This is a genomic window from Gammaproteobacteria bacterium, from assembly GCA_013003425.1.
Classification (GTDB): domain Bacteria; phylum Pseudomonadota; class Gammaproteobacteria; order Steroidobacterales; family JABDKV01; genus JABDJB01.
The window spans coordinates 1-8,720 of record JABDJB010000072.1; the positions used below are offsets into that span (position 1 = coordinate 1).

Consider the following 8,720-nt stretch of genomic DNA (forward strand, 5'->3'; position numbering starts at 1 on the left):
CCCGAAGATGTTGATGCGCTGTTGGCCGCGCTGGAGGGGTACGGCGCCCACCCCGGAATTGTTCTTAAAATTGAAACCGAGCAGGGTTTTCACAACCTGGTCAGGTTGTTGCTGACCGCCATGCGCACTTACCCCGTCGGCATTATGATTGCGCGCGGCGACCTGGCCATCGAATGCGGCTGGGAGCGCCTGGCTGAACTGCAGGAAGAAATATTGTGGTTGTCTGAAGCGGCGCAGGTACCGGTAGTCTGGGCAACACAGGTGCTGGAGGGAAAGACCCGGAAGGGTCTGCCTTCGCGCGCTGAAATAAGCGACGCCGCGATGTCACAGCGCGCCGATTGTGTCATGCTCAACAAGGGTCCGCATATCATCGAAGCTATCGAAATGCTCGACAACATCCTGCGTCGCATGCAGGCGCATCACGACAAGAAAACCGCGACACTGAGAAAGCTCTCCGTAGCAGACGTGTCCGGATAATCGCACCCGGCCCCACGCCGATGCCAATGCCACCGTAATAGGATTAATGCAATGAATAATAGTGGATTCGACGTCATCGTTTTTGGTGCGACAAGCTTTGTCGGTCAGATACTCGCCCGTTACCTGTACCAGCGCCACGGTGCCGACGGTGAGCTGAATTGGGCGCTGGCCGGACGCTCGCAGTCCAAGCTCGAATCCGTCCGCCAGTCATTGGGTGCAGACGCCGGCGGGCTGCCCCTGGTGGTTGCTGATGCGCAGGACGAAGCAGCGCTGCGCCAGATGTGTACGCAGACCAGGGTCATCATATCCACCGTGGGCCCCTACGCACTGTATGGCTCGGCCCTGGTGGGAGTCTGTGCCGCCACCGGCACCGACTACGTCGACCTGACCGGCGAAGTGCAGTGGATCCGCCGCATGATCGATTCGCATGAATCCGCGGCGGGCGAAACCGGGGCACGCATCGTGCATTGCTGTGGTTTTGATTCCATCCCGTCTGACATGGGGGTTTATTTCCACCAGCAAAAAGCCATGGAGAAATTCGGCGAGCCGGCAACGCAGATTCGCATGCAGGTTGCCCGTATCAAGGGCGGCGCCTCAGGTGGCACCGTGGCAAGTATGATGAACATTGCAAAAGAAGTTGCCGGCGATCCGGCGTTGCGTAAACAGCTGGCCAATCCTTACCTGCTGGTACCCGATGGCCGGGCGACCGTGCGGCAGCCGGCCGTCAAGAGCCCGCAACGCGACCCGGACAGCGACCGTTGGCTGGCGCCGTTTGTAATGGCAACCGTCAATACACGCATCGTGCATCGCTCCAACGCGCTGGCCGGCTACCCCTACGGCGTCGATTTTCGCTATGACGAAGCGATGAGTGTAGGCAAGGGGATGAAAGGGCGGCTACGGGCAACCACTTTTACCGGCGGCCTCGGCGCCTTCATGGTAGGTGCGGCGATACCACCGACGCGCTGGTTCATGGAGACGTTTGTGCTGCCAAAGCCCGGCGAGGGCCCGTCACCACAGGAACAGGAGCGAGGGCTATACGATCTGCGCTTTTACGGCACAACGGCAGGCGGCCACAAGCTGGTGACAAAAGTCACTGGCGATCGCGACCCGGGCTACGGTTCGACCGCGAAGATGCTGGGCGAGGCGGGCGTCTGCCTGGCGCAGGACATTCCGAGGGCCGACCTGGCCGGCGGCATGTGGACCCCGGCAACAGCCTTTGGCGTCACCTTGATCGATCGACTGACGCAGCATGCCGGTATGAGTTTCGAGGTGATCGAATAGCCTGCGGCTTTCGACCGGTTTTTACGGAAAACCGAACTACCCCGGCCGCTTTACTGTCGTAAACTGGAGTATCCAGTAACCGGAGACAGCCACTATGTCGATGACGCGACGGGATTTCATCAGGTACACGCAGGCCGCAGGGCTGTTTTTTTCGACCGCCTCATTCAATAACCTGGCCGCAGCGTATACATCGAACGCCGGGCTCAAACTGGTGCCCGATACTGACAGACTGCTGGATCTGCCCAAGGGCTTCTCCTATACGGTGGTCTCGGTTACCGGTGAACCCATGGCTGACGGCTTCCTGCGTCCCGGCCGTCCCGACGGCATGGCCTGTTTCCCTCATCCGCAGGAGTCGCACAAGTGCATCCTGCTGCGCAATCACGAAAACTGGCCCGACACCGTCGAAGGCAGCCCGTTCGGCACCGATAACGCGCTGCTCGGACGGGTGCCGGCCGGCAAACTCTACGATCGAAAGGCAAACGGCCAGCCGTTTATCGGTGGCGTAACAAAGGTAGTTTATGACCTGCGAAACAAAAAGCTGGAGGAAGACTACCTGGTACTGACCGGCACCGCCGGCAACTGTGCCGGCGGCCCGACACCGTGGGGTTCGTGGCTGTCGTGCGAAGAATCGGCGGTAACACCGAAAGACGGGGCCGGCAAGACACACGGCTGGGTATTTGAGGTGCCGGCGAGCGCCACCGGACTGGTCGATCCGGTACCGCTGAAAGCCATGGGGCGCTTCGCCCACGAAGCAACTGCCGTCGACCCGGCCAGCGGTATCGTTTACCTGACTGAAGACAACCGGACCGGGCTTTTTTATCGCTTCATGCCGACAGTGAAAGGTGAGCTCGCAAAAGGCGGGCGCCTGCAGGCCCTGGTGATTAAGGAATGGCCATCTGCCGACACCCGCAACTGGCCACACGACTGGGGTGGCGCCGGCTTTGGCACAATAGAAACCGGCAAGGTGATGGACGTTGAGTGGATTGACGTGGAAGACGTCGAAGCTCCGGACGGCGACCTGGCCGCTCGTGGCCATGCTGCCGGAGCGGCACGTTTCTGTCGCGGTGAAGGCGTTGCCTGGGCAGCGCAGGGCGACGGTGGCGATGTGTATTTCAACTGCACCCAGGGCGGTGCACAGCGCGTTGGGCAGATATGGCGTTATTCGCCTGCTGGCCAGCAGGTGCAGCTGGTCTATGAATCATCCGGTGCCGACGTGCTGGATAACTGCGACAACCTGGCAGTGGCGCCGTGGGGCGACCTGGTAATTTGCGAAGACGGTTTCGGCGAGCAATACATGCGCGGTCTGCGACCGGATGGAACGCTGTATGACCTGGCGCGTAATGCTCACTCGCAAAAAAGCGAATTTTGCGGCGCGTGTTTTTCACCCGATGGCTCGGTGCTGTTCGTCAACATCCAGGAGCCCGGGATCACGCTGGCCATTACCGGACCGTGGGACAGTCTGCGCAGCAAATCCGCCTGAGATCAACGTCAGGAAATCGCGCATGCTCGCAGCCTCGCAAGTGTTGGTCGATTTACAGCAATCGCATGGTTGTCCCGCTGGCAAGCCTGGTGACCCTGAATGAGGTGGCCGGACCTGATGAACTCAACCGGTTTGATCGCATGCGTTCTATTACCGTGGAAGCCGCACTGGCGGATGGCGTGTCTTTAGGGGACGCCGTGACGGAGCTGGGTGAAAGGGCGCGCGCACGGTCACCGCATTACGTTGCCGGATGATCGGCAAGCTGCGTGGCGAGTCTGCTTAAGCCTTGTTTCGACAAACGTGTTGACGAAGGCGCTTGATGTGAGCTGCTTCGTCGCGACTGGTAGTGTCCGGCATTGGTCGGCCGATTTGCCGGCGATTGGCGTAAAAGCGTAAAGTACGCATCATGGAATATGCACTTGTTTATCCGATGGCAGCCATGGTGTTGCTTACCGCACTGGTCCTGATTCGTATGGTTCGCGGCCGCGTAGCTGCAGTGAAGCATGGCGAAGTCGATGCAAAGTTCTACAAAACGTTTGCCGGTGATGTAGGTGAGCCGCGCAAGGTAGCGCAGCATTCGCGCCATTTTGTCAATCTGTTTGAAAGCCCGGTTTTATTTTACGCGGGCTGTATTACGGCAATGGTTGCAGGTCAGGGAACCGGTGTCATTGTCTGGCTGGCCTGGGCCTACGTTTTGGCCAGGGTGGGACACGCTTTCGTTCATCTGGGTTCCAACAGGATACCGCCACGCATGGCTATCTACGGTGCCAGCTGGGTTGTGTTACTTGCCCTGTGGACCACGCTGGTAGTGCGGGTCGCTATGTCATCCTGAGTGCAGGCGGTCAGGGCATGTCGATTTGGCGGTAAAAATAGTCCGGCTATCTGGCCCGGTTTAGAGCAAAATCAATCGCGCCGGGCAGGCGTGCGAGCAAAAAAAAACGGCTGCGGTCCTCCTGGCCCGCAGCCGTGTTATTACGCTCCATCAGATCAGTTGTATCGACGATCCTGCCGCCTTTCATCCCGGTATTTAGTGCGGGCCTCGTCGAACTCCTCCGGGCTGAGCAGGCCATCGCCATTGCTGTCGATTCGGGCGAAGCGCTCCTGCGCCCGCGTGCTGCCACGCGTTGTGAACTCCTGCAGCGTGACAAAGCCGTCGCTGTCGGTATCGAGTTCAGCGCCATCAAGAGCTTTGCCCTTGCGGCGTTTGGGCCCTTTGCGATTTCCGCGGTCCTCGCGTGCCGCGGAAATTTCGTCGCTGCTCAGCAGGCCATCGCCATCAGCATCGACGCGTGCGAAATGCTCCTGCGCCCGCGTGCTGCCACGCGTTGTGAACTCCTGCAGCGTGACAAAGCCGTCGCTATCGGTATCGAGTTCAGCGGCATCGAGAGCTTTGCCCTTGCGGCCTTTGGGCCCTTTGCGATTTCCGCGGTCCTCGCGTGCCGCGGCAATTTCGTCGCTGCTCAGCAGGCCATCGCCATCAGCATCGACGCGCGCGAAACGCCGTTCTGCCCGCTCAGAGTGGATTGTGGTCAACTCATCCAGCGATAGAAAACCATCGCTATCGGTGTCACCGCGTTCCAGCATTTTGGGGCCGGCCCAGGCTGCGCTGGCTAACACTGCCGAGGAAGCCAAAAAGATCAGATACTTGTTCATTGCTACTCCTGTGTGTTTAAAACGAACGCCTGTTACGACCTATACACTACAGGCTGGTTGCTTGTAATAAGCTTGAGAAAAGTCAAGTTGTGCCTGATACGACGCCTCCTTAAGAAATCTCAAGATTCACCAGTGATACCTGATTCGCTGTGTAACGTTAGAATGACGCCATGAGTCAAAACGCTCCTTCAATACTTGTCGTTGATGACGACCACCAACTGGCTCGGATGGTGGCGGAGCTGCTGGCGACTGAAGGTTACCTGTGCCGCACCGCGCACGATGGCGATGAAGCGCTGGCGCATATCGAGAAGCAGCTGCCTGACCTGGTGGTGCTTGATGTCATGATGCCGAAGCGCGACGGTCTTGCCACTCTTACCGCCATACGAGAGGTATCGCAGGTGCCGGTAATCATGCTGACAGCGATGGGCGATGAGCAGGATCGAATTCTCGGGCTGGCTCAGGGCGCGGACGATTACCTGCCGAAGCCGTTCGCGCCACGCGAATTGCTATTACGAATCGCGGCAATCCTGCGTCGGACACGCGATCACGCTGTGAGCATCAAAGACCCCGAGAGACATGTCACGGCCGGAGCCCTGACAGTATGGCCGGGCAAGCACGAGGTGATGCTCGATAATCACGTATTACAGCTGACCGGAGCCGAATTGCGTATTCTGGAATCACTCGCCGCTAACGACGGCGACGTGGTCAGTCGCGAATATCTTAATGAGTACGCACTGGGTCGCGCCCTCAATCCGCTGGACCGTGCTCTGGACACTCATATCAGTCATTTGCGTCGCAAACTGAAGAATGCCGGCACCTCTGCGAATTGCGAGATACGCAGTGTACGCGGGGCTGGCTACATCCTGGTGACCAAATGATGCCACGCTTGTTCTGGAAGTTGTTTGCGGCATTCTGGCTCACAACCCTGGCGATTCTGACGGTGAGTATTTTTGCCAGCTTCCAGCTGGCCGATCGTGCCACTGCAGACTGGATCGACCCGCGCGAAGCGGATGCGATGGTGCGACAGATCGCAGAATCACAGAACCGCCAGCAGGTAATGCGGTGGCTGGGTGATCCGGCAACGTTTCCGACCGGCCAGACAATCTACCTGATTGACGCTGATATTGAAGATATTTCAGGGCGCGACCTGCCAGTATTCGTTCAGGCGCGCGCCCGGCATCAATGGGCCATCACCCAACAGGACGGCCGCAATAGCCGTCGTCCCCGACGACCATTCCGGCCGGTCATCCACACCATCGGCGACACTAGTTATATCGCGATACCGGGGCCGGCCGCTTTACCGCGCTTCGGTGTACTGTCTTCGTCAGCACTTCGCTGGACCGTGCTGGCACTCGCAGCGGTGATCAGTCTTTTGGCATTCGGCTGGCTGAGCCGCTCGCTGACACGGCCTATCGAACGGATCGCTGCTGCAACCCGGCGCCTTCAAAGCGGTGACATGTCGGCCCGCGTTGGATCGGATGCGTGGGGACAGGATGAAATCGGGCAACTGTCGAGGCAGTTCGACCGCATGGCGGGCGAGATTGAAGCACAGGCCCAGCGGCGTGAGGAACTGTTCCGGAATATCTCGCACGAACTACGCGCGCCATTGGCACGCTTGCAGATCGCTGCTGACTTAATAACCCGAAAACCCGACGCAGCCCAGGTCCAGGTCGATCGGATTGTCAGAGACATCGCAACAATGGACCAGCTCACCGGCCAGGTGCTGAAACTGGCGCGGGCGCAGCAGGGCAGCCCGCAGCGGGAAGCGGTGGTCGTAAACGAGTTACTGGACGAGTTGCTCGATCAGGGCAGTGTGGAGGCGGGCGCCCGCGGTGTTGAGGTCAGCCTGGCGCCTGTGGATCCGCAACTGGTAGTCCATGCAGACCGCCAACAACTGGCGAGCGCACTGGATAACGTCATCAGGAACGCCATTTCCGTTGCGCCTCCCGGCAGCACAGTGGATGTGATCGTCAATGAAAGCGACGGCGGATGCCAGGTTATTGTCGAAGATCGCGGTCCGGGTGTTCCCGACGCTGACCTCGAGCGTTTGTTCGAACCGTTTTATCGTGTGGACCAGAATCGCCCCGGCTCCGGTATCGGCCTGGCAATCACGGCCCGCGTAGTGACCGACCTCGGCGGCAGCATCGTGGCGAGTAACCGCGACGGCGGCGGCCTGCGTATGACGATTTTCTTGCCGACAGACCAGGCATTCACCGGGTCGTGAGGAACCTGCCGGTTGCGCAGCGAACGGTAGGAGGGCAGGCCGCCGCGTCATTGTTACGAGAAGATTGACGCGGCGGCCGGCAATGAGGCTCAATCGCCGCATGCCCAAACCGGCGCTGAAGATTCGAAACCGCGACGCCCGGCGCTTGTGGCTGGATGCGCAGGGTCTTTCGCGCACGCCGACGGGCAACATCGATGTTCGTTCCATCGTCCGCCGGCTGGGCCTGTTGCAGCTCGATACAATCCGTGTCGTTGCGCGCGCGCATCACCACATCCTGTGGAGCCGCAACCAGAATTACCGAGAGCCGATGCTGGGCCAGGCAATGGCAGAGCGGCGAGAACTGTTCGAGCATTTCACCCACGACGCCTGTGTGCTGACCATGGAGATGTACCCCATGTGGCGGCGCCAGTTCCGGCGACTGGAGGAGAAAGTCCGCGGCTGGGAGTGGCATCGCGGCATGTTGGACACGACGGGCCGCAACGCGATCAAGGAACGCATCCGTAAAGAAGGCCCGCTCAGTACCCGGGCTTTTCGTACCGAAGTCGCCAACAAGGGTATGTGGAAACGCCCCCCGCACAAGCTGGCGCTCGACTACATGTGGTATGCGGGCGAGCTGTCGACCTCGCACCGCAAGAATTTCACGAAGTACTACGACCTGACCGAACGAATCGTACCGGAGCCATTGCGGACACAGACACGCAGCGATGAAGAGCAGATCGAATGGCTCTGCCACGAAGCGCTTACGCGGCTCCGCTTTGCAACGCACGGCGACATTCAGCGCTTCTGGGAGGCCATGTCCAACCAGGAAGCGAAGGACTGGACAGAGGCGCAGGCAGAACTGGTACCAGTCGACATCGAGTGTGCGGACAAGGCCTGGCACCGTGCGCTGGCGCCGCCGGACATCGAGGTGCAACTTGCCGAGCTGCCCGTACCGACTTCGCGCCTGCGCATCCTCAACCCGTTCGATCCGGTGATCCGCGACCGCAAGCGGCTCAAACGCCTGTTCGGATTCGACTACACGATCGAGATCTTCGTGCCGGCCGCGAAACGTAAATGGGGCTACTACGTGTATCCCTTGCTGGAAGGCGACCGGATGGTGGGACGTATCGAGGTTGTCGGAGATCGCAAAGACGGTTTGCTGACTGTAAAGAACGTCTGGCCGGAACCGGGTGTCAACTGGACCGACGCGCGCGAGGCTAAGCTGGAGTCGGAGCTGCTCAGGATGGCGCGGTTTATTGGCGCCGATGAAGTGATCTGGACGTAACTCCTTAGTCCCTTCGGACTGGGAAGGACGCCCAGGCGGATCGGACATAGACATACGGATCCGCGTCGAGGCATTTGCACAGAAGGCTTTGGGTCAAATTTCAGGAGGACCCAGGAATCTTATAGATGTGACTCCGAGCAAAAGCATGTACACCTTCGGAACCGTAAGTAATTGATTCCACGAGGCGACCCCTAAGAAGCGGCGCAAAGATTGAGACATCTTTTCGGAGCAAAATACAGGACATTGCCGAGATTGGGAGCAAAACTCAGGACATTGCGTAGGTGTAATGGCTCAGACTTGACCGTACGGACTGTGTACGATTCAAATCGAAATCAAAGGCC

9 protein-coding genes are annotated in these 8,720 nt (G+C 59.4%); 8 read left to right on the forward strand and 1 reads right to left on the reverse strand.

The features are described from left to right. The 5 genes from HKN06_10400 to HKN06_10420 form a co-directional block, all read left to right on the forward strand. Positions 1–477, forward strand: a 477-nt coding sequence (locus HKN06_10400; protein NNF61720.1) for a hypothetical protein, incomplete at its 5' end; no start/stop codon positions are given. A 51-nt stretch (positions 478–528) separates the two neighbouring features. Then, complete coding sequence (locus HKN06_10405; protein NNF61721.1) at positions 529–1,758, forward strand: saccharopine dehydrogenase; 1,230 nt, start codon at positions 529–531, stop codon at positions 1,756–1,758. 94 nt (positions 1,759–1,852) lie between these two features. After that, complete coding sequence (locus tag HKN06_10410; GenBank protein ID NNF61722.1) at positions 1,853–3,238, forward strand: DUF839 domain-containing protein; 1,386 nt, start codon at positions 1,853–1,855, stop codon at positions 3,236–3,238. Positions 3,239–3,303: 65 nt separating this feature from the next. Beyond that, positions 3,304–3,492 (forward strand): efflux RND transporter permease subunit, encoded by a 189-nt coding sequence (locus tag HKN06_10415; protein ID NNF61723.1) that lies wholly within the window; start codon positions 3,304–3,306, stop codon positions 3,490–3,492. 152 nt (positions 3,493–3,644) lie between these two features. After that, positions 3,645–4,070, forward strand: coding sequence for a hypothetical protein (locus HKN06_10420; GenBank protein NNF61724.1), 426 nt, complete (start codon positions 3,645–3,647; stop codon positions 4,068–4,070). A 155-nt stretch (positions 4,071–4,225) separates the two neighbouring features. Here the strand turns inward: HKN06_10420 and HKN06_10425 are convergent, their stop codons facing one another. Then, positions 4,226–4,891, reverse strand: coding sequence for a hypothetical protein (locus HKN06_10425; protein ID NNF61725.1), 666 nt, complete (start codon positions 4,889–4,891; stop codon positions 4,226–4,228). Positions 4,892–5,061: 170 nt separating this feature from the next. Between HKN06_10425 and HKN06_10430 the strand changes: the two genes are divergently transcribed. The 3 genes from HKN06_10430 to HKN06_10440 all read left to right on the forward strand — a co-directional run bounded on the left by HKN06_10430 (position 5,062) and on the right by HKN06_10440 (position 8,379). Next, positions 5,062–5,769, forward strand: coding sequence for a response regulator transcription factor (locus tag HKN06_10430; protein ID NNF61726.1), 708 nt, complete (start codon positions 5,062–5,064; stop codon positions 5,767–5,769). Then, positions 5,766–7,115: a HAMP domain-containing histidine kinase gene (locus HKN06_10435; protein ID NNF61727.1), complete on the forward strand. Its 1,350-nt coding sequence runs from the start codon at positions 5,766–5,768 to the stop codon at positions 7,113–7,115. Before HKN06_10430 ends, HKN06_10435 begins: the two co-directional genes overlap by 4 nt. Positions 7,116–7,215: 100 nt before the next feature. Then, the gene (locus HKN06_10440; GenBank protein NNF61728.1) at positions 7,216–8,379 is read left to right on the forward strand and encodes a winged helix-turn-helix domain-containing protein; all 1,164 of its coding nucleotides are present in this window, start codon (positions 7,216–7,218) and stop codon (positions 8,377–8,379) included. Positions 8,380–8,720: the final 341 nt, after the last annotated feature.

Bases quoted from the DNA above. Each gene is read 5' to 3' on its own strand.
- HKN06_10410 (NNF61722.1), top strand. From the start codon at position 1,853: ATGTCGATGACGCGACGGGATTTCATCAGGTACACGCAGGCCGCAGGG.
- HKN06_10425 (NNF61725.1), bottom strand. From the start codon at position 4,891: ATGAACAAGTATCTGATCTTTTTGGCTTCCTCGGCAGTGTTAGCCAGC.
- HKN06_10405 (NNF61721.1), top strand. From the start codon at position 529: ATGAATAATAGTGGATTCGACGTCATCGTTTTTGGTGCGACAAGCTTT.
- HKN06_10415 (NNF61723.1), top strand. From the start codon at position 3,304: ATGGTTGTCCCGCTGGCAAGCCTGGTGACCCTGAATGAGGTGGCCGGA.
- HKN06_10430 (NNF61726.1), top strand. From the start codon at position 5,062: ATGAGTCAAAACGCTCCTTCAATACTTGTCGTTGATGACGACCACCAA.
- HKN06_10420 (NNF61724.1), top strand. From the start codon at position 3,645: ATGGAATATGCACTTGTTTATCCGATGGCAGCCATGGTGTTGCTTACC.
- HKN06_10435 (NNF61727.1), top strand. From the start codon at position 5,766: ATGATGCCACGCTTGTTCTGGAAGTTGTTTGCGGCATTCTGGCTCACA.
- HKN06_10440 (NNF61728.1), top strand. From the start codon at position 7,216: ATGCCCAAACCGGCGCTGAAGATTCGAAACCGCGACGCCCGGCGCTTG.